We start from the raw sequence: 25293 nt of genomic DNA, 5'->3' as shown, positions 1-25293 counted from the left end.
AAGCAAATGCGTTTTTTATCGGTAAACGCCGACTGTTTCCTGATTGAGCTTGCGAGCTTAGAGGAAACTTTGGCGTTGTACAATAAATTGCAAAATACGCAATTGAATGGAATTAAAGACTTAGTCCCCGCTGCAAAAACAATTTTGGTTTTCTTTAATGAGATCGAAACCAACTTTAAAACGCTGGTTGCTTTAATTCAGAGTCTCAAAGTTGATTCTGGATTTGAGCGTAGTAGCCAAGAAGTGATTGTGCCGATTCGTTATGATGGCGAAGACCTTGCGCAGGTTGCCGAGTTGCAAGGTTTTTCTGTTGCCGATGTGATTAGAAAACATTACCAAAGCGTATGGAATGTGGCTTTTATTGGTTTTGCACCGGGTTTTGCGTATATGAGCAGTCCCGATAAGCCTTTTACCGATATTCCGCGCTTAACAGTTCCGCGTAAAAAAATACCGTCAGGCTCGTTGGGCTTGGCTGGAAAATACTCTGGTATTTACCCAAAAGACAGTCCGGGTGGTTGGCAGCTGATTGGTACAACATCAGAAAAAATGTGGGATTTAGAGCGTAAAAATCCAGCACTACTTTTACCGGGTATGACCGTACATTTTAAAGATGTGACGCATAACCCAACGACAGTGACTGTACCGCAGCAAATCACACGTAAGGTTGAGCCGAAACAATCTGTGCAACTGTTTAAGATCACTGCGCCAAGTTTACAAATGCTTATTCAAGATGAAGGGCGCTTAAACCAGACCAATATTGGGGTTGGTGTAGCGGGTGCAATGGATTTATCTGCCATGCACAGTGCTAACCGTATTGTGGGTAACCCAACCGATACACCCGTTATTGAAGTTTTAAATGGCGGTCTAAAAGCCAAAATGCAGCATGCGGGCATTATTGCAGTGGCTGGGGCTATCTCAAACATTCGTGTGAAATTTGGTGATGGTCAAACCGCAGACTTTGCAAGCTATCAACCGATTGATCTGGATGAAGGCGATGAATTTCAAATTCAGCCACCAACAGCAGGCTTAAGAAATTATTTGGCAGTTCGTGGTGGTATAGACGTTGAACCAGTGCTCAATAGTGCCTCATTTGACAGCTTGGCAGTGTTAGGGCCAGAACCTTTAAAGTTTGGAGATACTATTTATCAAGGACAGGTCAAGGCAACCAATATTAGCGTAAATGAAGTGGGCAAAAGTGACTTGCCAAAAGCTGGCGAGGTGGTTGAGCTAGATATTGTGATGGGCCCGCGTACCGACTGGTTCGAACAAGACAGTATTGAACTGCTATGTCAGCAAGAGTGGCTGGTAACCAATGAAAGCAACCGAGTTGGGCTAAGACTTTCAGGTGCACAGCCTTTAACTCGCAAAATTACCTACGAGTTGGAAAGTGAAGGCACATGTATTGGTGCTTTGCAGATTCCACCGAGTGGCCAACCCGTTTTGTTTATGAATGATCACCCTTTAACGGGCGGATATCCGGTTATTGCCTCTGTTGCTAAACACCATTGGGATTTGGTGGCACAGATTCCGGCAGGTTGCCGCATCAAATTTAAAAAAATTGCCGAATTTACAGATTTTGAGAATGAAAGATGAATACAGAAAAATTATTGATTGCTAACCGTGGTGAAATTGCCGTTCGTATTATTCATGCTTGCCGTGATATGGGAATTTCATCGGTCGCGTTATATGCAGATGACGATATTGGCAGCATGCATGTCGAACTTGCAGATGAAGCATGGGGCTTGGCGGGTGCGACTGCTAGCGAGACTTACCTAAATATTCCTGCCATTATCGAAATTGCAAAGAAATCGAAAGCGACCATGGTGCATCCGGGTTATGGCTTTTTATCTGAACGTGCTGAGTTTGCCCAAGCCGTGATTGATGCAGGCTTAAAATGGGTCGGGCCATCACCAAGTGCTATTGAAAAACTAGGCGATAAAATCGAAGCACGTAAAATTGCTGCTTCAGTCGGTGCTCCTTTGGTTCAGGGTACGCAAGATCCACTCAATAATGCAGATGAAGCTTTAGAGTTTGCCAAACAATATGGTTTACCAATTGCCATTAAAGCCGCATTCGGTGGCGGTGGGCGTGGCTTAAAAGTCGCGTGGAAACTCGAAGAAGTGAAAGAGCTTTATGAGTCGGCAGTGCGAGAGGCAAAAGCTGCCTTTGGTCGTGGTGAATGTTTTGTCGAGCAATATCTCGATAAACCGCGCCATGTAGAAGCGCAAGTGATTGCCGACCAACATGGCAATATTGTGGTACTTGGTACACGTGATTGCTCGTTGCAACGCCGTAACCAAAAGTTAGTCGAAGAAGCACCAGCACCATTTATTAGCGATGAGATTTACCAGCAAATTTTAAGCTCGGCAAAAAACATTTGTCAGGCCGCAAACTATGTGGGTGCGGGAACAGTTGAATATTTACTGAGTCGTGACGGCAAGCTTTCATTCTTAGAAGTAAATACGCGTTTGCAAGTTGAGCACCCAGTGACTGAAGAAACCTCAAAAGTTGATTTGGTGGTTGAGCAAATTCGCGTGGCACAGGGCCATGAGCTTTCTATTAAAGAAACACCGAAAGCGCAAGGCCATGCCATTGAGTTTCGTATCAATGCCGAAGACCCAGCACGTGGTTTTATCCCGGCCTTTGGTGTATTGAGTTTATTTGAAGCGCCGTTTGGTCATGGTGTACGAGTCGACACAGGTGTTCGCACTGGGTCATTAGTGTCTAGTCACTTTGACTCACTCATGGCAAAACTGATTGTCACTGGTCCAACCCGAGAAGTTGCAATTGCTCGCGCTAAACGTGCTTTAAAGCAATTTAAAATTGAAGGGGCGGCTTCGGTTTTAGACTTTCACCGTGCGGTACTTAATGAACCTGACTTTACAGATGAATTTAATGTACATACGCGCTGGATTGAAAATGACTTTAAACAAGAATTAAAGCCAACCAAACGTGGCATTCCAAACCATCAACAACCAATGCTTCTTAGCTACATTGAAATTGATGGTAAGTTACACCGTTTAGGTTTACCTGCGGGGATGTTTGCACAAGGTCCAGCAACCGCAGCTCCAGCCCAAACAACCGAGCCAGAAGTGAGTGCCGAGCATTTACTTGCCCCAATTAATGGTGTGATTAGCACTTGGAAAGTCGAAAATGGTGAGCAAGTCACCGAAGGCCAAGTGGTTGCGATTATGGAGGCCATGAAAATGGAAGTGCAGGTACTGGCACACCGCAGTGGTGTTATTCAGATTGGCGTAGAGAAGGGTGCGACCTGTCATGCGGAAACCGTGATTGCGAGTATTAATTAAGACTTTATTAAATGATTTGACCCGATTAGGCATTAGTTTGATTGGGTCAAATCGAATGCTTATTTATTAACTTAGTTCGTTATTTTTCACAGTACTCGTTAACCATTTTCAGCTTGAAAATCAGCCCTAATTATGAGATATTTATCACAGTTTAGTGATTTGAAAATTAATCACTGTATTGAAAGCTCGCTTATGCGGGCTTTAATTTTTAGCCCAGTTTAAGCATTTCTCACTTAATGAGCTGGCAGCATAAAAATAATTTGAGAATTTGGCACTCACTCAAAGGCGAATTGAAGAAAGCGAATGAAAATTCTACCTTCATCTGAATATGATCAAATTCTAAAATACAGTGTCTATTGGCTCGTCATCTCAATTGTGATTGGGGTCGTAGCGGGGTTGGCATCGACTTTAATTTTTGTGGCTTTTGATATTTCAAACAAAGTCCGTAGCTTACATCACTGGCTCATCTACTTTTTGCCTTTTGTAGGTTTTGGTATTGGTTATCTCATTAAAAAATATGGATCACCGATTGAACGCGGAACCCACTTACTGATTGATGAAATTCACCAGCCGAAGTCGTTCATTCCAAAACGAATGAGCCCCATCATTTTTATTACTTCAATTTTAACGCAGTTATTTGGTGGTTCGGCAGGGCGTGAGGCCCCAGCGGTTCAGCTTTCAGGTGCCTTAATTGACCACTTAAGCCATATATTAAAAATCTCGGAAGATAACCGAAAAATCTGCTTAATTGCCAGTATTGGTGCAGGCTTTGCAGGGGTATTTGGCTTGCCTCTAGCGGGTGCAATCTATGGGTTAGAAATTACTGCTTTAGGTAATTTAAGATACTCGGCTATTTTTCCATGTTTTGTGTCGGCGCTGATTGCATCGGCCATCCCTGAGCTATTTGATATTGTTCATCCGCATATTTTTTATGTGATTAGTGAGTTTCCAGCCATTCATTTTGGCACGCTCATGAACTTAATTGTGGCAGGTCTGATCTTTGGTCTAGTCGCACGTTTCTTTATTGCAGCCATCCATTTTGCGAGTGACGTCTTTTATAAATATGTTCGTTATTTGCCATTAAGAACGATGGCGGGTGGTATTGTCATTATGCTACTTACGTTGTTCACTGCGCATCAGCAATACAACGGTTTGGGTACAGATAAAATCATTTCATCTTTTTATGTACCGATTGAGTTTTACGACTTTTTTAACAAGACTATTTTTACAGCCATCACTCTAGGTTCGGGCTTTAAAGGTGGTGAAATTACGCCACTCTTTTATGTAGGTGCGACGTTAGGGAATGCTTTAGGGGCGATTTTAGACCTACCAATTTCATTGCTTGCAGGCCTAGGCTTGGTGAGTCTATTTTCAGGGGCGAGTAAGGCACCGTTGACCTCTATTATTTTAGCTGTTGAGCTATTTGGAATGAATGTTGCGACTTATGCCATTATTACTTGTTTGTTGGCAGCGCTATTTTCTGGGAATTGTGGGTTGTATCGCCGTAAAAAGTTGATGGATTAGTAAGTGGTTTATAGGTAGGGTTTGATTGGGTTTTGGGTCAATTGCGCTTGAGAATTTATGCTAAAATTCATTCAATATATTTCTCATCACAAGCAATTTAATATTTATTATGTTTTTTATTTTAAGAAAAAAACTTCAAAAAATCGGGATTATTTTAGTAGCAATCAATTTATTAGCTTTTAGTCATCAGCCAGATTTTAAAGATATTTCGCAGTTAGCAGAAAGAGGCGATTCAGGAGCTCAAGCAAAACTTGGTGAGTTATATATAGAGGGAGAAGTTGTTCCTCAAAATTACAAAAAAGCCTTTGAATGGTATAGCAAAGCTGCTAATCAAGGAAATGCAGAAGCACAGAATAATTTGGGAGCAATGTATGCTTTGGGGCAAGGGGTAGATCAAAATTATAAAAAAGCATTTGAATGGTACAGTAAGGCAGCTGAACAGGGAGAAATAAAAGCACAGCTTAATTTAGGCGCATATTATGCCAATGGTGATGGGGGAGTCCAAGATTATAAAAAAGCCTTTGAGTGGTATAGTAAAGCTGCTGCACAAGATAATGCGGAGGCTAAAAACTATTTAGGGGTTCTTTATGAGGAAGGTTATCTAGTAAAGCAAGATTATAAAAAGGCGTTTGAATGGTATAGTAAAGCTGCTGAACAAGGCAATGCAGAAGCACAAAATCACTTAGGTGGATTGTATACATTTGGACAAGGTGTAGATCAAGATTATAAGAAAGCATTCGAATGGTATAGCAAAGCTGCTCAACAGGGAAATTCTCAAGCACAACTTATTGTAGGCATGATGTACTTTAAAGGAGAAGGAGTACAACAAAACAATGAATTAGCCGAAAAATGGCTAAGAAAAGCAGCAGAAAATGGCAATAAAGATGCTTTGTCACTATTTGAAGAATAATTATTTAAAATTTAATAGATGCTAATGCATAAATTAAAAACTGCTTTATTGTGACGAAAATTGGAGATATTTCTATAGTCCATATTTTGTTGGAATATTGCTAGGTCTTTTTCTGCTTAGATTAAGTAGTAAAAATAAGGTCTAAATAATTGAATTCAAATTATTATATCTATAATTGGTGATTGAAATGAAAATAATAAAAACAATATTAAAAATACTTAAATGGCTTATTGTCCTATTTCTACTGTTTGTTATCTTGTTGGGTATGATCGAATTTATTGCAAATAAATTCTTTGACAATGCAGCTACGAAAGATGCATGTGCTGACTCTGGAGGGGCATGGGATCATCAAAAAGACATCTGCCAATTTAGTCCTAATGACCCTAGAAGTAAAAAATAATTGAGAATATAAATGGAAAAAAAGATCCTACGTATCAATATTCAATTAGTTTTTTAAATCTTAAAAACTTGAAAATAATTTAGAACCCAACCGCTCTACTTTAATACAATTGTCATTTCCTACGCTTGACGCCAACAAGAGCGAATACTATCCTTTGCGGGCTGGCCTACATTGCCAGTCGGTTTTAGCAGACCGTTTTCATCTAGATCATCAAAAAAGTAATTTTTTGGTGATGAACTCGTTCGTCTCCCTTCGTAGCGGTAGGACGGAGGAGGGACGCCTTCGGGCGTGCCAGTTCCTAGATGACTGGTCTGCTAACCCTTCTTCGTTCTGCCACCATAATCATTTAGCAGTGATCTGGTAGAACTTCTATTTCATCTAGGAGTCCGCTATGCGTACTAATTCTTCTCATTTATTGGCCTTTGCCAAAGTCTTTCTATTCATACCGTTTAAACAATCTGTAAATCGGTTTAATCGACTCTAGGTTTTTACGCCTAAACATCATTACGACTCAAAAATCATAGCAACAATAAACCAGAGATAGGCGAGCACACCATTTTGTGCCGCTTTTGCATGCCTGTTTTTAGCACTCAATTTAAGAGTGACGGCATTTCTATCTCTTTTAGATACAACAAAAAAATTATTTTAAGCGGTATATATGAACAATTTAGAATCTTCATTTAGAGCACTGCGCGTGCTGCACACGGCAAAAGATTTATTTAATCAAGATGGGTTTAACAAGGTCGGTGTTGACCGAATTATTGCGGAGGCCAAAATTCCCAAAGCGACTTTCTATAACATCTTTCATTCAAAAGCACGACTCATCGAGATGTGTCTAACCTTTCAAACGAATGCGCTCAAAGTAAAAGTCCTTTCAATTATCAATTCATACAGAGAACTTATGGTGTTTGATAAACTCAAGCAAATTTATCTTCTACATACCAATTTAGAAGGATTTTACCGTTTGCCATTTAAGGCAATTTTTGAAATTTAAAAGTGTTATGCAACGGCTTATCGAGTGGTTGTTGATTATAGAAACTGGTTTATAAATGAGCTTTATAAGCTGCTTCTTACTGTCAAAACTACCGCTTCAATAAAAGATGCCCACATGTTTCTATTTGCAATTGATGGAGCAATGGTTCAGCTGTTAAGTGCCAATAGCGTAGATGAACGGGATAAATTATTAGATTACTTTTTATTTATGCTATCTGAGCATTCAACTTAAACCTTAAAAACAAAAAAACCTTAAAAACAAAAAGCCCGAGATTGGGCTTTTTTTGTGGATATTGGTCTATTAAAACTTAAGTTTTTTAAGTCCGCGACTCACACCATTTTGTAGAGCGGCTTTAATGATAGGGCCAATAAAAGGAACGCGACCTTTAAAGCTAATGATGTAATCCAAACGAGTTCGATTATTTCCCAAGTCAGTAAATTTCATGACACCACGGTGACCTTTAATTGGGCTAATGCCGCTCGTAATTGCATATTCAATCAGTTCATTTTCTTTATAGACTAAATTGGTTTCTACAAATGAAGGGGTCAATGGAATAGACATTTTGCGCGCAGAGCCAACACCATTACGAGCGTCTTTTCCGTTGCTAATGCGAGTCACTTTAGCAGGAGCGAAAAGTTTACTTAGGTTTTCATGCTCACTTAAGGTTGCAAAGACCTTATCTACAGGTGCATCAAATTCTTGTACGATGTTGATTTTTTGAGTTTTTAACATCTTATTCCCTCTAGAAATTATTTTGACATTGGTGATTGTCAGAATCTGGATGTTAGCACGCTTTGAGCAATGGGGGAAATCTCCTTCGTCGGAGTTATCGCATACTTAAAAAATTCACTTTGGTACATCTACAATGCTTTTTGGCCTTTTCTTAATTTTTTAAAGAAGGGCTGAATCACAGACCAGTTGGTTGAAACCCAGCAAATAAAGGAACCAGCCGTCACCATTGCTGTTCCTTGCCAAAAGCTCATTGAAAGTTGAGTTTGTAAAACAAACATTGCCAAAATAGACGAAATAATCGGGGTGAAATAAGAGGCCACCACAAGCACGGTAATGTTTCCATGAATGATGCCAATATTCCACGCGGCATAACCAAAACCCATGGCAGCAGAAGCAACTAAAAGAGTCATGACTGTTGGAATATCCATTGAAGGAATAGCAAAGTGGCCCGATACAAGCAGCTTGAGCCAGAGAGTGAGCGCGACACCAACAAAAAAAATGGAAATTGGATTTTGCCCATTACTTAATTTTTTGGTGAGTACACAGTAAAAAGCCCAAATGATGGCGCCTGCAAATGCCAAAATATAGCTCAGTGGGTTGCTATGAAAATTATCGACAAGACTATTTAGACTAAAGTCACCGCTTCCAGTTTGAATAAAAACAATGCCGAAAATTGAAAGCATTAGACCTAAAATAATAAGGAAATTAAACTTTAATTCCTTAAAAATAACAAAAGCTAAAACCGTTAAACTCGGCCACAGATAGTTAACAATACTAATTTCAATTGCTTGCCGTGCTGTCTGAGAATAAGCAATCGCAAACGAGAAGCACACCTCATAAGCCACGAATAGAATTGTGCCAAATATTAAGTATTTTTTAGAGATCTGCTTAAAATCTGGAACTTTGAAAATGGCAAGCAACAGTAGCGCACTTAAAGAATAAATAAAGGTAACACCTAGCTCAGGTCCAATGGCGGCACTGACTTGTTTCATTAAGCCCACCAGAGATGCCCACATGAGAATGGCGCTTAAACCAATCAATGTTGCTAGATTTTTTGACATAAAATTCAATAAATAACGGTTAAAAAATGGTAAAAGATGAAGCTATATAGATGAAAGGAATCAATTTTCAAGCTAAGGAATATAGGACAAATTATATAAAATATAAACAATTAAATTTATTGATTGGTTGAATCTGCTATGTTTATTTAGCATTCAATTGAGTAACGAAATTTCGAATAAAACAACATTTGTACGAGGAAAATATGGAAGTCATTAAAACGGTTGGTGTTGTTGGAGCTGGTGTAATAGGTGCAAGTTGGACGGCCTTATTTTTATATAAAGGATTTAAAGTTAAGGTTTACGACCCGTATCCTATAGATGAAGCGGTCTTTAAAAAAAGAATATCTGCAAATTTAAATGATTTATTGGCTTTAGACCAAAACGCTGAACCCAGTTATTCTCAGCAAGATGTACTGCTTCATCTGGAAATTTTTAATAATTTAAAAGATGCAGTTTCAGATGTAGATTTTATTCAAGAAAATGCCCCTGAACGTCTCGATGTGAAACAACAGCTATATCAAGAAATCACAGCATATTGCCCTGAACATACCATTATTGCTTCAAGTTCATCGGGCTTAAAAGTGTCTGATTTTCAAAAAGAGGCGCAGCATCCTGAACGTATTTTATTAGGTCATCCTTTTAATCCACCTCATCTTTTACCTTTGGTCGAGATCGTTGGTGGTAATCTGACTGATCCTCAAATTTTAAAACAGGCTTCTGAGTTCTATAAACAACTGGGCAAGAATCCAATTGTTTTAAATAAAGAAGTAAAGGGGCATGTGGCAAACCGTTTGCAGGCTGCGCTATGGCGAGAAGCTTTTTCATTGGTTGAACAAGGCGTGTGCTCTGCCGAAGATGTCGATGTCGCGATTACCAGTGGGCCTGGTTTAAGATGGGCGCTCTTTGGCCCCTACATTAATATGCAGCTTGCCAACCAAAAGGGCTTTAAAGAGGCAATTCATCATTTAGGCCCACCGATGACAGAATGGTGGAACGATATGCATGCATTTCAACATTCAGACGAGACAACAGAGTTATTGGAAGCACAAACCAATCAGCTATTAACACAATATAAAGATATCGATTTATACCAAACCAGAGATAAAGGTCTGGTCGATATCTTAAAGCTTAGACAACAACTTAAGTTAGATTAATTCAAAATATTAGAATAGAGCCAATCATTTTATTGCAGAGATGATTGGCTTTTTTTGTTGGGGTAAATAACAAAAACATTCCTAGCTGAAACAATCCTATATTCATTAAATGTTACTGAAATTCCTATCGCGTTGCATTTGAACTATATGCCTTACGTGAAAAGTAAGAATCGTTGCAAACCGTAAAGAAAGCCTCCTCATAATCAAAGGACATGATAGAAAATAGAGGAATAACAATATGCGCGCTCTAACTTACCACGGTGCCGAAGATGTTCGAGTAGAAACAGTAGCAGACCCTATTATTCAAGAACCAGATGACATTATTTTACGCGTGACTGCCACAGCGATATGTGGCTCTGATTTACATTTATATCGAGGCAAAATCCCTAGAACCGAACAGGGTGATATCTTTGGGCACGAATTTATGGGCGTGGTTGAAGAAGTCGGTCCAGCTGTCACCGCAGTAAAAAAGGGTGATCGTGTCATTGTTCCTTTTGTGATTGCCTGTGGGGAATGTTTCTTTTGCCAACTTGACCTAACTGCTGCTTGCGAAACCACGAATACAGGGCGCGGCGCAATTATTAATAAAAAGCAGATTCCACCAGGCGCAGCTTTATTTGGCTATAGTCATCTTTACGGCGGTGTACCGGGTGGGCAAGCAGAATATGTGCGCGTGCCAAAAGCCAATAAAGGCCCTTTTAAAGTGCCAACCTCATTGTCAGATGAAAAAGTACTTTTCTTGACTGATATTTTACCCACCGCTTGGCAAGCCGTGACCAATGCACAAGTGAAACGTGGCTCAACCGTTGCAATTTATGGTGCAGGGCCAGTCGGACTATTAAGTGCCGCTTGTGCCAAGATGCTTGGTGCTGAAAAGATATTTATGGTCGATCACAATGACTATCGATTGAACTATGCAGCGGCAACATACGGTGCCATTCCAGTTAATTTTGATGAAGTCGATGCGGCCGAATTTATTATTCAACATACCGACAATTACCGCGGTGTCGATGCTGTGATTGACGCCATTGGTTTCGAGGCAAAAGGCAGTGTGATTGAAACACTCCTGACCAATTTAAAACTTGAAGGTTCAAGTGGTGCAGCACTGCGTCAATGCATTGCGGCGGTTCGCCGTGGTGGGGTGGTCAGCGTACCAGGTGTATACGCAGGCCCGATTCATGGTTTCTTATTTGGTGATGCTTTTGATAAAGGCTTAACTTTTAAAATGGGACAAACCCATGTGCATCAATATTTGCCGCAACTCTTGGAATTGATTGAGCGTGGCGAATTAACACCTGAAACGATTATTACCCATCGAATGAAATTAGAAGATGCCGCAGAGGGTTATCGTATTTTTAATGAAAGAGAAGAGGACTGCCGTAAGGTGATTCTGCTTCCTTAATACGCTCTCTTATAATTTAGTCTTAAGCCTCTTCGTAAAAGGGGCTTTTTTATTTTGAAGTGCACAATTTTGAATGCAGTTTTTTATTTTTGAACTTAAATCGCACCTAAACGGCTCAAGTTTGGTATTACTTTTAACCAAAAACGTAATACTAAGCTGGCATGTCCTTTGCATAGTCTTAAACAATCAAAAGTGATCTAGGGTTCCGATACTTACAGTATGACTGGACCGAGAGTTCACGGTTCCTAGCGAACTACACGGAGGGATAAAAGCCCGGGAGGAAGTCTAAAACTATCCGACAGGAGTAGCTATGAACACTGCAAGTTATCATAACAATCAGGCGATTTGGACCGAACTTTTACCCGGCGGACATCACTGGTCGGGTCGTATTCAAAAAGGAACTATTCTTAGATTTACATCGCTTGGCGCTCAGGCAAATGTTTCTTCGTTTTGTGTAAATGCTGCCGATGTGCTTGAGCGTTTTAACATGCCCGACAGTTTAAAAGGGCAACACACCGCCTATTTAAAAGCTTCCAATGTGCTGTACTCAGACCTAGGCCGTGTCATGGCTTCCATTGTTCATGATGACCATGGTTGGAATGATGCGCTTTGTGGCCCAAGCCGACCTGAGCAAATTGAAAAGCAATTCGGCCATCGCACATTTCAAGATGCCCGCAATGATATGTACCAAAACGGCTTAGACAGTTTACTCATTGAAATGTGTAAATACGGACTTGCCAGCCAAGACCTGAGTGCCGCCGTTAACCTATTTTCTAAAGTTGTACCAGATGAAAACGGCGCTTTGTCATATGTCAGTTCTGACAACACCGATCAAATCCTTGAACTGCGTTTTGAAATGGACTGCCTACTATTTTTATCTGCCGCGCCGCATGGTTTAGACACCAGCCCAATCTATCAACCTGCTGATATTCAACTCAGTTTATTTAAAGCCAATTCACTAACAGACAACGATATTTGTCGTGATGCGTGTTCACAAAATCAGCGTGCGTTTCAAAACACAGCCCGCTACTACGCGCTTAGCAATATTTAAATCAGGAGAAGCATCATGACAGTTTTACAATCATTTGAAAAAGCAGTTTTAAATGAAGTTTGTCCTGCGGGTGAAGCGTGGATGTGCGAGGTTAAAAAGGGCCAATATTTTCGAATTATTGACCTTGAGGGAAACCAAGCGGTCGATACTTTGTTTATGAGTGCCGAAAACCCGACTGAGCGTTATAGCGCAATGGACACTTTGGCTATCAACCAACAAATCTATTTAGAAAAGGGCACCAAGCTCTATAGTAACTTTGGTCGTCCAATTGCCGTTATTCATGATGATAACTGCGGGCGCCATGACACTATTGGCGGTGCCTGTTCATGTGAAAGTAATACGGTTCGCTATGAACATGAAACGTATCCTATGCATAGTTGCCGTAACAACTTTATGTATGCCTTGGCAAAACATCCCATTGCAAAAAAGCATGGCTTAAATGTCCGTCATATCGGGCCAAACATTAACTTTTTTATGAATGTGCCTGTTACACCAGACGGTCAGCTTAAATTTGATGACGGAATTTCAGGGCCAGGAAAATATGTAGAAGTTCGGGCAGAAATGGATTTAATTGTTTTAATTTCCAATTGTCCGCAGCTCAATAACCCATGTAATGCCTATAACCCAACCAAAATTCAACTGGTTGTCCGTGAAGCGGAAGGGGTGTAAGCATGTTTAAAAAAGTTCTAATTGCTAACCGCGGTGCAATTGCCTGCCGCGTCATTCGCACCCTTAAGAAACTCGGGATCGCTTCGGTTGCAGTTTACTCCGAGGCCGACCGTGATTCTTTACACGTGACTTTGGCCGATGAAGCTTTTCTGATTGGTCCTGCACCTGCGCATCAAAGCTATTTAAATATTGAAAAAATCCTTGAGGTTGCAAAACAGTCGGGAGCAGAAGCCATTCATCCGGGTTATGGTTTTTTGTCTGAAAATGCCGAGTTTTGTGATTTGTGCGAAAGCCAAGGTATAGCTTTTATTGGACCAACTTCAAGCCAAATGCTCGATTTTGGTTTAAAACATACCGCGCGTGAGCTGGCTATTAAAAGCAATGTACCTTTACTTCCGGGCAGTTCGCTACTTTCCGATGAAGCCGAGGCCTTGTTTGAGGCAGCTCGTATTGGCTATCCAGTCATGCTGAAAAGTACCGCGGGCGGTGGTGGTATTGGCATGCGTTTGGTCTGGAATGAAACCGAGTTAAAAGATGCCTATCAAACAGTGTCTTATTTAGCGCAGGTCAATTTTAAAGATGCAGGTTTATATTTAGAAAAATTTGTACAACATGCACGCCATATCGAAGTACAAATTTTTGGTGATGGGCAAGGACAAGTTTTAGCGTTGGGTGAGCGTGATTGTTCGGTACAACGCCGTAATCAGAAAGTGATTGAAGAAACACCCGCACCACATTTAAATGAACAGCAACGTGACTACCTGCAAAAAGTTGCGATTCAACTGATGCAGTCAGTGAACTACCGCTCGGCAGGCACAGTTGAGTTTGTCATGGACACCGAAACCCAAGAATTTTACTTCTTAGAGGTCAACACTCGTTTGCAAGTCGAGCACGGTGTGACCGAGCAAGTGTTTGGTGTTGATCTAGTCGAGTGGATGGTTACCTTAGCAAGTGGTGATTGGTCAGCACCAACAGAAAAGTTAGAGTCAACAGGACACTCCATTCAGGTTCGTCTTTATGCCGAAGACCCAATTAAACAGTTCCAACCAAGTGCCGGCTTACTCACCCATGTTAAATTTGACCCGCAAGCCCGAGTCGAAACATGGGTAGAAACAGGTTCAACGGTGTCGTCTTTTTATGACCCAATGATTGCCAAAATCATTGTGACTGCTACTACACGGGACCAAGCCATACAGGCAATGAGCGCTAGTCTTGCCAACACGCAGGTGGCTGGCATCGAAACCAATCTGGAATATTTACAAAACATTATTGCTTGCGATGTATTTGCTTTGGGCACTCAAACCACCCGATTTTTAAATACGTTTGAATGGAAAACTCAAAAAATTGAGCTGTTGCAGGCTGGCATTCAAACCGCCATTCAAGATGTAACAGGTCGACTAGGTTATTGGGATGTTGGGGTGCCGCCATCAGGTGCGATCGATCCACTCAGTTTAACGGTGGCAAACCAGCTTCTAGCCAATGAACCAAATACGGCAGGGCTTGAATGTACCTTGCAAGGGCCAACTTTAAAGTTTCACTGCGATAGCCAAATTGTCATTACAGGCGGTGATATGCCTTCAAAACTTGATGGTGAACTGGTGCCGATGTGGCAAACCATCAATGTAAAAAAAGGCCAAGTTTTAAAATGTGGGATTATCCGTTCAGGTTGCCGTAGCTATATAGGCGTGAAAGGTGGTTTCGATGTTCCTGAGTATTTAGGGTCACAGGCGACTTTCACTTTAGGGCAGTTTGGTGGGCATGCAGGCCGTAATTTATTAATTGGCGATATGCTGCCGATTACTGAATATTCCGCTCAATCGACCACAGCTCTAGCTCAAGCGCAAATTCCTAGCTTTACCCAAAACTGGGAAATTGCAGTCATGTATGGCCCACATGGCGCACCAGATTTTTTTACCAAACAAGATATTGATGCGTTCTTTGCCAACGAGTTTGAAATTCACTATAACTCAAGTCGTACAGGCATTCGTTTAATTGGGCCAAAACCTGAGTGGGCACGTGAAGACGGCGGTGAGGCAGGCTTACATCCATCCAATATTCACGATAATGCTTATGCGATTGGGGCAATTGATTTTACGGGCGATATGCCAATTATTTTGGGACCAGATGGTCCGAGCTTAGGCGGCTTTGTTTGCCCTGCGGTAGTGATTCATTCCGAGCTTTGGAAAATCGGGCAGCTTAAAGCAGGCGATAAAGTTAAATTTGTACCTGTGAGTTACGCGCAAGCAAAAGCACTCGATCAAAAATATCATCAAAACTTAACTGCGGCTGATACAACTCAGATCGATTTTAACCCAGCCATTCAAGTAGAACCCGACACTTTAAAAGATGCAGTTTTGGCAACTTTAGACGGTAAAGCTGACTTACCAAGCGTGACCTATCGACCAGCAGGAAATAGCTATTTGTTGGTGGAATATGGTGAGTTAGTACTCGATTTAAATTTACGCTTCCGTATTCATGCACTCATGCAATGGGTCAAAGATCAAAACATTCAGGGTATTATCGACTTAACACCGGGTATTCGTTCACTGCAAATTCATTTTGATTCAATTCAACTCGATCAACTTGAGCTTTTACAGAAACTTCAACAGGCAGAAGCCGAGTTACCCGATATTCAAAATATGCAGGTGCCTTCACGGACGGTCTATTTGCCTTTGGCTTGGGAAGATTCGCAGACTCAACTTGCAACTGAGCGCTACACACAAATTGTTCGACCAGATGCACCGTGGTGCCCAGATAACGTCGAGTTTATTCGCCGTATTAATGGCTTAGCTTCTAAGCAAGCGGTTAAAGATGTGGTCTATAGCGCAAACTATTTGGTGATGGGTTTAGGCGATGTGTATTTAGGTGCACCCGTTGCGACGCCGCTCGATCCACGCCAACGTTTAGTCACCACAAAATATAACCCTGCGCGAACTTGGACACCTGAAAATGCGGTCGGCATTGGCGGTGCGTATATGTGTGTGTACGGTATGGAAGGGCCGGGTGGTTATCAATTCGTTGGTCGTACCACTCAAATGTGGAGTCGTTATCGTAAAAATGCCGACTTCGAAGATGGCAAACCGTGGTTATTACGCTTTTTTGACCAAGTTAAGTTTTATGAAGTTTCTGAGCCTGAACTTCTGCAAATGCGTGAAGACTTTAAGGCAGGCCGTCTACAACTTCGTATTGAAGATGGTGTACTCAACTTAAAAGAATACAACGAGTTTTTAAAGACGCATCAAGACAGCATTCAAGCCTTTAAAGATACACAGCAAGCTAACTTTGAGGCTGAACGCCGCCGTTGGCATGAAGCGGGCTTGCAAGAATATATTTCTGAAAGCCTAGATGCGGTTGATGAAGGTGAAACCGTAGTTATTCCTGAAGGAGGCTGTACAGTCGAATCACACATGCCGGGGTCAATCTGGAAAATCGAATGTGCATCGGGTGATATTGTTGAAGAAGGTGCAACCCTTGCAGTAATTGAGGCAATGAAAATTGAAATTCCAATTATTGCGCCGGAACGCATGAAGGTAGAAACTATTACCATTGAAAAAGGGCAAACCGTAAAAACAGGACAAGTGCTATTTACCTTAGCACCTGTTGCTTAAACCAAAAGAGAGCATCAATATTGATGCTCTCTTTTTTTATTATGCTTCGGTCAAATGCTTTAATACTTTATGACCATGTTCAACAGCTTCTAATTTAATTTTCGACTCTGGATTACCTGATAAAGGCGAAACGTCATAAAGCAAGTAGGTGGCGCTTAACTGCATTTGTGTATATTGAATTGAATATTGAACTGCTTTTATAAAGCTATCGGCTAAGTTTTCTCGGTCGTTTACCATGTCGGCTTCTTTTTGCCCGACCGTCATACTAATAATGACTTTTTTATCTTTTAATTTGTCGCCCTGAGAACCATACGCAAACTGATAAGTAAAAACTTCATCAAACCATAATTTCAAAATTGCCGGCATATTAAACCAGAACATTGGATATTGCAGAATGATGGTGTCATGGCATAGCAACGCTTCTTGTTCAGCACTTACATCAATTTGATAGTCCGGATAGAGCTGGAAAATATCTCGTACTTCGAGGTCTGGATAGGTTTTTATAAGTTCATTCACTATCGTTTTATTTGCAATTGATTGAGCGTAGTAGGGATGGGCCAAAATAAGTAAAGCCATAATAATGCCTTGTAGCTATAAAAATCATAGTCACTATAATTTTTATAGTATATGTGTACAATAACTATCAAAGTTGATAGGTGGCGTTAAAAATGGCAAATAATGAAAATAAATGTGAAATCATCATGAATGGAAAAACTTATCCATGCCATATCAGTATGGCTATGGATTTGGTGGGTGGAAAATGGAAAGGCGTTATTTTGTATTATCTAAAAGATGGGCCAAAACGTTTTAATGAAATCAATCAATTAATGCCCACCATCACAGAAATGACTTTAAGCCTCCAACTTAAACAGCTAGAGCAAAGCGGCTTAATATCTCGAACTGTTTATGGTGAAAAAGCACCGATTAAAGTTGTCTATGAAATGACTGAATTAGGTCAATCTTTTAAACCTGTTTTAGAGTGTTTATCACTATGGGCACATACGATGATTAATCAGTCATCATAGGGTTAGCTTATTGATTACATTTTTCTATATGCTTGAAAATTCTTTCACAAAGTGCCTTTGCCTTAGGGGTAAGCTGCCAGTCAGGGTTTTCATCAAAATCTTTAATTATTTCACGGCAAAAATCTAACTTATATTTAATAGTCCCAACACCCGTACCATCAGCAAATGCAGGATCTTTTGCAGTAGATGCTGCATTTTTTATTTGGGTATCAATTAATCTTCCAATCCCATAATTTGCATGATCAAAGTAATTTTCATCAGTAATATCGTCAATAAGTGAAATATCATAGCTCTTTTTAGTCTCAGGCTTCATGCGAGGAAAACGGACTTTTGCTACTCGAACTATTGATGCTTTTGGCAAAGTATTTTCTGTTTCTTTACATTCAAAAATATAATAATTTTCTTTGTTTAATTCGGATTTTAAGATTTTCACACGATCTGCTTTTCCATGAATGTCGCCGTCTGCGATTAAAAGCATTTCACTTGCAACAGCTTTTGCGCTTAAGCCTTTATCTTTTAATTGATCAGCATAATCATCACTAAAAGACCAGTGGGTTAAGTTACTTCCTGCATACTCTACAAATGTGTAGTGGTAGTTGGGCATAAAACGGCGATACCGTTTATATAATTCTGGTTTTGTCGTTTCTAATTCACTTAAGTATTTCTCCATATACTTTGTGATATAAAGACGATCAGTTATGCCTTCAACCCAAATTGTACAGTTGGCTAAATAGACGGAGGAGGGTTTTACGCCTAATGAAGCAAGTAAGTCTCGGTCTCTGCCACAACGGTAAATTTTAAATTCAAATTCTTTTCGCTCTTCAGATTTAGGCTGTTTAACAAATTTTTGAATAATAACTTGGTCTGATTCATCTGCCATATCTAAAAGATGATTCGAATGCGTAGTAAAAAAATAATAGTGTTTAGTTTCATTTAAATAAAAGTTCATGAGTTGGCGAACCATTCCAGCATGCATGTGCAACTCAGGCTCTTCTATAAAAAAGGAATAGACTTCATCTTTTTTGGTAAAAGCTTCATAAGTTAAAATAATAGCTTGTTGTAAACCATCACCAAGTTCTGAAATAGGGAATTGTTTGTCAGAACCTATTTTTATATTAACAACATCTTGATCGTGTTTAGGAATAAGTGATATTGGATCATTATCAAAGAAATACTGGCTAAGTTTATTTTCATAGTTTTTTATAAGGTCACGTTGCTCTGGTTCCCCAAGTAAATGAACTTTTAGTTCATGATAAAGACATTCTCCAGTAATGATATTTTTTGCATTAAATTTTTGTATATTTTTAAAATAATCTTTTTGCGCTCGTTCGATATATGGTTGTTTGTTATCTATTTCAGTAACAGGACGCATCCCTCTAAGTATTGGAAGATAAAATTTTTCTGAATCTATATTTACCTCTAAACTTTCTTGATATTGTTCTCTAAAATTATTTCTTAAGTTATTTAGATGTTCATTTATCTCGAAGGTATTTAATAAGTTCATCTTATTTAGATGTTCAAGACAATATTTATACTGATCTGCTGAACTTTCTACAGAATTTTTCATAGTATCTTGTAAAGCTTTTATTTGGGCATGAAAATCATGATAAGGTTGTCTAGTTTTTAAATACTCATATTCTTTATTAAATTCAAGTTCATATGAAATAGATAAAAGTTGTCTAAACAACTTGATTTGATAGCGATGTGAAGTGGTTGTAGTACTAAAAAGATTTCTTAAAAATCTGCTTTTTCCTGCATTATTTTTACCAATAAAAAAATTTAATCTTTTTATTTCAATGAGTTTATCAAATTCTTTTAAATTGTCAGAGGTATAACTAACTATGTCTTCAGACCAATAATATAATTTGTTATTCATATTTTTAAAAGTGATAAGGGTTTAATTGTTAATATTATGATATTACAAAATAATTTTAATTTAAAACTTATTTACTCAACCAGACTAGCGTTTTTGGTTCAACTTTCTGTCTAGCGTAGCAAAACTCATAGTTGCCCTGATTTTGCACAATTTTAAAGAAGCTGCCCAAAAATCACTCATAAATACCCGCCCAATCCATCAAAACCGCGCTTAAAAACTGGCACATTTTCTGCATCTCTTATCAGTAATACAAAAACTGAATTTGGTAATACCAAGCTAGAGGTGCGATATGAACGATGTAAAACCTGTGGTTCAACCAAAGCCAACTTTAAAAGCCTTTTTAGTCGAATTGCTCAGCGTACGCGCAGGCATATATATCAAACAAAACAATCAGCCGCCTAAAACAAAAGGATAAGACTGTGGCAAAACAAAAGTTGGCTCGAATCAGTATTACCGTGCCTGAAACGACACTTAACGCACTCGACCAAAAAATTGTCGAGCAGAACTATGAAAGCCGCTCGCAAGCCATTGTCGACATGATTAATAAACACCTGATTGCAGAGCAAGCACAGGCCAATGAAGTCATGGTAGGCACGTTGACGCTACTTTATGACGCTAGCCAAATGACCTTGCGCAATCAATTGGTCGATTTACAACAACAGTTTTTAGCACAGGTGATTAGCTCACTTCATATCCAGCTCGACCAACAAAAGATATTGCAAGTCATGTTAATGCAGGGCGCAAGTTCTGAACTCAGACAAATTAGTCAGCAATTTATTGTGTTGAAAGGGGTGATTAAAGGGCATTTAGAACTGATGGATGCCGTCATGCCACCTATACAGCAAAATGACTAAATGAGGAGTAGCGTGTTGAAAAATTTATGGACAATTCAAGACTGGAAAACAGCATATCAAAACGGGCAAATCCATCTTGCAGATCTGATTGGCTACGTTGCAGAAATTAAAAATGATGATAATGCGTGGATTGAAATTGCATCGAACGAGCAGATTCAATCGCAAATTGATATTTTAAAAGACCAAAATATTGCTGACTTACCTCTATATGGTGTGCCATTTGCAGTTAAAGACAACATTGATGTCGCTGGCTTTCACACGACTGCTGCCTGTAAAGAGATTCAATATTTAGCGAACCAAGATGCCGCCGTAATTGCTAAGCTGAAAAAAGCAGGGGCGATTGTGATTGGTAAAACTAACCTCGATCAGTTTGCAACGGGGCTGGTTGGCGTTCGCTCTCCATACGGTGCAGTAAAAAATAGTTTTAACCCTGAATATATTAGCGGTGGGTCAAGCTCTGGTTCGTCAGTGGTGGTTGCCAATGGTATTGTGCCTTTTAGTTTGGGGACAGACACGGCGGGGTCAGGGCGTGTTCCTGCGGGCCATAACAATATTGTGGGTCTTAAGCCGACAAAGGGCTGGTTTTCTACCACAGGTTTAATTCCTGCATGTCGGACTATTGATGTCATTTCTATTTTTGCGATGCATATTGATGATGCTTGGGCAGTTGCCAGTTTAATGCAGGGTTACGATGAAACAGATGAATATTCACGAATGCATCCAGCCAATGTACCGACTCAGTTTTCTAAACGAAAAATTGCCATTCCAGCTCAACTTGAGTTTTATGGTGATCTTGAATCTGAAAAAGCCTTTTTAGTTGCAGTCGAGCGTGTAAAAAAACTGGGCTATGAAGTTGAGAGTATTGATTTCAGTGCGTTTAATGAGCTTGCTGCTGCACTGTATAACGATGCATGGGTAGCGGAAAGAACAGTCGTCGTTGAACGCATGACAACACGTGAAAAGGCTCATCCAGTCATTGCTCAAATTATTGCGCAGGCAGATAAATTCAAGGCAACAGATGCACTTCAAGCCGAATATAACCGTGCCGTTCTGGCTCGAAAAATTAATCTGGCGTTACACCCTTTTGATACATTGATGGTTCCGACAGCGCCAACCATTTATACCATTGCCGAAGTTGAAGCCGACCCATTGACTAAAAATGCACACATGGGGGCCTATACTAACTTTGTCAATTTTGCTGATCTTTCGGCTTTAGCTTTACCTAACGTACTCCGTGAAGACGGCCTACCAAGCGGCGTAACCTTTATTGCACCAGCTTGGCACGATCAGGCACTGGCCAATTTCGCGCAGCTTTGGCAAACCGAAACATCGCTGAGTTTAGGTAAATCAACTCAGCATTATCAAAAAAGTCTAGAGATCCAGTCGAATCATTCAGTGCAGCTTGCTGTGGTGGGAGCACACTTAACAGGTATGCCACTTAATTTTCAGCTCACTAGCCGCAATGCCACTTTGCTTAAGAAAACCCAGACAGCAGACACTTATAAACTCTTTGCTTTAAAAAATACCACACCACCAAAACCGGGGCTGCAATGTGATGCAGCAGGGACCTCAATTGAAGTCGAGGTGTGGGATGTTCCATTAGCACATTTTGGAGCCATTGTGGCTGAAGTACCCGCACCACTTGGTATTGGGAACCTGAAACTAAAAGATGGAACATGGGTCAAAGGCTTTATTTGCGAAGCTTACGCCATTCAAGATGCAACCGATATTAGCCATTTTGGAGGCTGGCGAGCTTATATACAGTCACTCAATCAAACCGCTCAAAGTGTTGTTAGTAAAAATGTTGGGGAAGTTTCTATATGATTAAAAAAGCGTTGTTATCCGTATCTATTTTATCGGCAGTTGTATTGGGTGGGTGTGACAATACCGCTAAAGTGCCCGAGGCTAAACAAGATGCTCAGGCATCCACAAATACAAAACCAATTACGATTGGCTATAGTGATTGGCCGGGCTGGGTGGCTTGGCAAGTGGCTATTGAAAAAGGCTGGTTAAAAGAAGCAGGCTTAAATGTAGAGTTTAAATGGTTTGATTATTCGGCTTCTCTGTCAGCCTTTTCCGCAAATCAGCTCGATGCTGTGTTGGTCACCAATGGCGATAACTTGGTAACTGCTTCGGGCGGTACACAAGGCATGATGATCATGGCAACGGATTATTCTGCGGGCAATGATGTCATTATTGCAAAAGAGGGCATTAATACCATTCAAGACTTAAAAGGAAAATCGATCGGTGTCGAAAAAGGCTTGGTTGACCATCTTTTATTGGCAACTGCTTTAACCGACCATAACATTAAAGCGAACGAGGTGAAGCTGGTAAATTCAGCAACGAACCAATTACCTCAAGTGTTTAATAGCCCTGATATTTCTGCTATTGCTGTTTGGCAACCTGTTGCAGGTCAGGCATTAAAAGCAGTGGCAGGCTCTAAAATTATCTACACCTCTAAAGACAAGCCAGGTTTAATTTACGACACCTTAACAGTCAACATGAGTCATTTAACTGCTCATCAAGAAGAATGGAAAAAAGTCATTCAGGTGTGGGATAAAACAGTTAAATATATTAATGACCCTGCAACCCATGCAGATGCAGTTAAAATCATGGCAAACCGTTCAGGGGTTGATCCAAAGCAATATGAGTTGATGGTCAGCGGTACGCATTTATTAGATATCAATGCCAATAAAAAAGTATTTGCTAAATCTCAAGGCTTTGACTCGATTTATGGTTCTAGCTATCACGTCAATAAATTTAACGTTGAAAACGGTATTTATAAAACTGAACAAAATGTAGATGGGCTGATTTATCCAACACTCATCGAACAACTTAAATAAACCCCATAAATAAAAAAGCCCAAGTTCAACTTGGGCTTTTTAATGTCTTTCTTATTTTTCTGTACTGACCTGAGTCATACGTGGAATTTTTGGTAAGTCTTGTAAAGCTGGGTCAAGCTCATCTTCTTCAGCGTGAACTAAATAATCTACCCGTGAACGGAGCTGTTTAAACTCAGGTGTACTCATCAAATCGAGTGAGCGTGGGCGAGGTAAATTAACTTCAATAATTTCTTTAATTTCACCGGGATTGGCTTTGAGTGCCACAATTCGGTCAGCAAGTAAAATGGCTTCGTCCATGTCATGGGTCACAAAAATAATGGTGATATCAATGTTTTGCCATAAATCCATCAAGTGCTTTTGCATTTTTTGACGTGTGTGTGGGTCGAGTGCACCAAAAGGTTCATCCATGAGTAAAATTTTTGGTTGATTAACCAGTGCTCTAGCAATTGCAACGCGCTGTTTCATACCACCAGAAAGTTGGTGTGGATACTGATTTTCATACTTTTCCAAACCAATAATATTAATCCATTCAAGTGCTTGCGCCTCTGCTGTCATTTGACTAGCGCCGCGCATTTGCGGACCAAACATCACGTTTTCTTTTACAGTTTTCCACGGAAAAAGGGTATAGCCCTGAAATACCATGCCACGTTCAGGGCATGGGCCCGTAATGCATTCGCCGTCTACTAAAATTTCTCCACTATGGTATGGGTCTAAACCTGCAATAACACGGCTCAGTGTTGATTTACCGCAGCCAGAAGGACCAATCACGCAAATAAATTCTCTTTTATGAATTTTTAAATCGAGCTTATTTAAAACAGTGCGTTCGCTTTGACCATGCTTAAACACTTGGCTCAGTTGTTTAGCTTCTAAAATAACAGGACGTTCATAAATTTTTTGAAAGTGTTCATGCGCGTTAAATGTTGAATCGTTCATTATTTTGCTCCTACTTTCCAAGTGAACATCCGCTCACCTAACTTCATTAATAGCCAATCACAGACCAGACCAATCACGCCAATAATCAAAATAGCTGCATAGACATTGTCAAAGTTTTGATAGCGAGCCTGTTGGGTAATAAACCATGTAATACCCGAGGTCGTACCGATCAACTCGGAAACAATTAAATAGGTCCATGCCCAGCCCAATAGCACACGTAAGTCGCGGTAAATATCAGGTAGGGCAGCAGGAATTACCACATGAAATAAACTTTTGAGCTTATTGGTGCCAAGCGTATAACCAGCTTCAATTAAGCTTCGATCTACCATTCGGGTGGTATTGGCAATAATCAGAATTTGCTGAAAGAGAGTACCAATCACAATAATTGCAATTTTAGGTGCGTCATTAATCCCTAAAATTGCTACTGCAAGTGCGCCAAAGGCAGGAGCTGGTAAGTAACGGAAAAACTCAACAAAAGGTTCTGTTAACAGAGATATCCGCTTAGAAAAACCACACAAAATACCCAGTGGAATCCCAATCAAGGAAGAGATAAAAAAGGCTGAAAAAACCAGTTTAATGCTGTGCCATAAACTTTGATGAAACCACGGTGAATCAGGTTGTTCTGGTGGTGTGGTAAATGCGGTGACCAAAGCCTTAGCGACTTCATGGGGAGCGGGTAAATAAATCGGATTGACCAAAATACCTTGTGGTGGTGCAGAATTTCGATTAACTGCATTTTGTGCTTCGAGATAGAACACATTTTTATCAATGCGACTTCCTACTTGTAAGTAAGCAACACTTCCCGAACTCGTGATTTGTACTTGAGGATGCCAAACAAAAGGTAAGTAACTGATTGCGCACCAAAGACATATTGGAATCACGAAAGAACAAATACTGAGAATCAGCTTGTTCTTTCGCGTAAATTCCTTTGCAACATAACCCATATCGA

Annotated in this window: 21 protein-coding genes, 1 pseudogene and 1 riboswitch; of the genes and pseudogenes, 16 read left to right on the top strand and 6 right to left on the bottom strand. The window is 40.1% G+C overall.

What is annotated here, in order from left to right; genetic code table 11:
* Positions 1-6: 6 nt before the first annotated feature.
* The 6 genes and pseudogenes from AAC388_RS11650 to AAC388_RS11625 all read left to right on the top strand — a co-directional run bounded on the left by AAC388_RS11650 (position 7) and on the right by AAC388_RS11625 (position 7367).
* A complete protein-coding gene (locus tag AAC388_RS11650; RefSeq protein WP_342370663.1) occupies positions 7-1593 on the top strand; it encodes an urea amidolyase family protein in 1587 nt (528 codons plus the stop codon).
* Positions 1590-3308, top strand: coding sequence for a biotin carboxylase N-terminal domain-containing protein (locus tag AAC388_RS11645; RefSeq protein WP_342370662.1), 1719 nt, complete (start codon positions 1590-1592; stop codon positions 3306-3308). The genes AAC388_RS11650 and AAC388_RS11645 overlap by 4 nt, the downstream gene beginning before the upstream one ends.
* Before the next feature lie 303 nt (positions 3309-3611).
* Positions 3612-4832, top strand: a complete 1221-nt coding sequence (locus AAC388_RS11640; protein ID WP_342370661.1) for a chloride channel protein — start codon at positions 3612-3614, stop codon at positions 4830-4832.
* 109 nt (positions 4833-4941) lie between these two features.
* The gene (locus tag AAC388_RS11635) at positions 4942-5742 is read left to right on the top strand and encodes a tetratricopeptide repeat protein (RefSeq protein WP_342370660.1); all 801 of its coding nucleotides are present in this window, start codon (positions 4942-4944) and stop codon (positions 5740-5742) included.
* A gap of 187 nt (positions 5743-5929) precedes the next feature.
* Entirely contained in the window at positions 5930-6142 is a 213-nt protein-coding gene (locus AAC388_RS11630; protein WP_199996971.1) for a hypothetical protein, read from the top strand.
* Between the two features lie 658 nt (positions 6143-6800).
* Positions 6801-7367, top strand: a pseudogene (locus AAC388_RS11625) (helix-turn-helix domain-containing protein).
* A 69-nt stretch (positions 7368-7436) separates the two neighbouring features.
* Here the strand turns inward: AAC388_RS11625 and AAC388_RS11620 are convergent.
* Positions 7437-7868, bottom strand: a complete 432-nt coding sequence (locus AAC388_RS11620) for an SRPBCC family protein (RefSeq protein ID WP_270906994.1) — start codon at positions 7866-7868, stop codon at positions 7437-7439.
* Between the two features lie 128 nt (positions 7869-7996).
* On the bottom strand, positions 7997-8929 hold the full coding sequence (yddG, locus tag AAC388_RS11615) for an aromatic amino acid DMT transporter YddG (RefSeq protein WP_202732651.1): 933 nt from the start codon (positions 8927-8929) through the stop codon (positions 7997-7999).
* 203 nt (positions 8930-9132) lie between these two features.
* Between yddG and AAC388_RS11610 the strand changes: the two genes are divergently transcribed.
* The 5 genes from AAC388_RS11610 to uca all read left to right on the top strand — a co-directional run bounded on the left by AAC388_RS11610 (position 9133) and on the right by uca (position 16813).
* A complete protein-coding gene (locus tag AAC388_RS11610; protein WP_057069408.1) occupies positions 9133-10083 on the top strand; it encodes a 3-hydroxyacyl-CoA dehydrogenase NAD-binding domain-containing protein in 951 nt (316 codons plus the stop codon).
* Between the two features lie 238 nt (positions 10084-10321).
* The gene (locus AAC388_RS11605) at positions 10322-11485 is read left to right on the top strand and encodes a zinc-dependent alcohol dehydrogenase (RefSeq protein ID WP_202732649.1); all 1164 of its coding nucleotides are present in this window, start codon (positions 10322-10324) and stop codon (positions 11483-11485) included.
* 186 nt (positions 11486-11671) lie between these two features.
* A riboswitch (guanidine-I (ykkC/yxkD leader) is annotated at positions 11672-11767 on the top strand.
* A 28-nt stretch (positions 11768-11795) separates the two neighbouring features.
* Positions 11796-12536, top strand: a complete 741-nt coding sequence (locus tag AAC388_RS11600; RefSeq protein ID WP_342370659.1) for an urea amidolyase associated protein UAAP1 — start codon at positions 11796-11798, stop codon at positions 12534-12536.
* Between the two features lie 15 nt (positions 12537-12551).
* A complete protein-coding gene (locus tag AAC388_RS11595) occupies positions 12552-13205 on the top strand; it encodes an urea amidolyase associated protein UAAP2 (RefSeq protein WP_238971065.1) in 654 nt (217 codons plus the stop codon).
* 2 nt (positions 13206-13207) lie between these two features.
* Positions 13208-16813 carry an urea carboxylase gene (uca, locus tag AAC388_RS11590; protein WP_342370658.1) on the top strand — a complete coding sequence of 1202 codons (3606 nt, stop codon included), beginning with the start codon at positions 13208-13210 and terminating at the stop codon, positions 16811-16813.
* 39 nt (positions 16814-16852) lie between these two features.
* Here the strand turns inward: uca and AAC388_RS11585 are convergent, their stop codons facing one another.
* Entirely contained in the window at positions 16853-17389 is a 537-nt protein-coding gene (locus AAC388_RS11585) for an NAD(P)H-dependent oxidoreductase (RefSeq protein WP_342370657.1), read from the bottom strand.
* A gap of 92 nt (positions 17390-17481) precedes the next feature.
* Between AAC388_RS11585 and AAC388_RS11580 the strand changes: the two genes are divergently transcribed.
* Positions 17482-17838, top strand: coding sequence for a helix-turn-helix domain-containing protein (locus tag AAC388_RS11580; protein WP_342370656.1), 357 nt, complete (start codon positions 17482-17484; stop codon positions 17836-17838).
* A gap of 7 nt (positions 17839-17845) precedes the next feature.
* Here the strand turns inward: AAC388_RS11580 and AAC388_RS11575 are convergent, their stop codons facing one another.
* Positions 17846-19714, bottom strand: coding sequence for an AAA family ATPase (locus AAC388_RS11575; protein ID WP_342370655.1), 1869 nt, complete (start codon positions 19712-19714; stop codon positions 17846-17848).
* Positions 19715-20003: 289 nt separating this feature from the next.
* Between AAC388_RS11575 and AAC388_RS11570 the strand changes: the two genes are divergently transcribed.
* From AAC388_RS11570 to AAC388_RS11555, 4 genes are read left to right on the top strand one after another with little or no spacing between them, the layout of a single operon-like run.
* On the top strand, positions 20004-20129 hold the full coding sequence (locus AAC388_RS11570; RefSeq protein ID WP_320137779.1) for a hypothetical protein: 126 nt from the start codon (positions 20004-20006) through the stop codon (positions 20127-20129).
* A gap of 4 nt (positions 20130-20133) precedes the next feature.
* The gene (locus AAC388_RS11565) at positions 20134-20568 is read left to right on the top strand and encodes a transcriptional regulator (RefSeq protein WP_001118705.1); all 435 of its coding nucleotides are present in this window, start codon (positions 20134-20136) and stop codon (positions 20566-20568) included.
* Positions 20569-20580: 12 nt separating this feature from the next.
* On the top strand, positions 20581-22392 hold the full coding sequence (gene atzF, locus AAC388_RS11560; RefSeq protein WP_342370654.1) for an allophanate hydrolase: 1812 nt from the start codon (positions 20581-20583) through the stop codon (positions 22390-22392).
* Complete coding sequence (locus AAC388_RS11555; protein WP_045899609.1) at positions 22389-23411, top strand: ABC transporter substrate-binding protein; 1023 nt, start codon at positions 22389-22391, stop codon at positions 23409-23411. The genes atzF and AAC388_RS11555 overlap by 4 nt, the downstream gene beginning before the upstream one ends.
* Positions 23412-23462: 51 nt before the next feature.
* Here the strand turns inward: AAC388_RS11555 and AAC388_RS11550 are convergent, their stop codons facing one another.
* Together AAC388_RS11550 and AAC388_RS11545 are read right to left on the bottom strand one after the other, a co-directional pair.
* Positions 23463-24344 (bottom strand): ABC transporter ATP-binding protein, encoded by an 882-nt coding sequence (locus AAC388_RS11550; protein WP_311082888.1) that lies wholly within the window; start codon positions 24342-24344, stop codon positions 23463-23465.
* A complete protein-coding gene (locus AAC388_RS11545; RefSeq protein WP_224971231.1) occupies positions 24344-25288 on the bottom strand; it encodes an ABC transporter permease in 945 nt (314 codons plus the stop codon). Before AAC388_RS11545 ends, AAC388_RS11550 begins: the two co-directional genes overlap by 1 nt.
* Positions 25289-25293: the final 5 nt, after the last annotated feature.

Origin of the sequence: Acinetobacter sp. D009 (genome assembly GCF_038562025.1) — a bacterium.
In the GTDB taxonomy this organism is placed as follows: domain Bacteria; phylum Pseudomonadota; class Gammaproteobacteria; order Pseudomonadales; family Moraxellaceae; genus Acinetobacter; species Acinetobacter pittii.
Note: the sequence above shows the minus strand (reverse complement) of the source record. Positions and strands in the feature narration are given on the sequence as shown.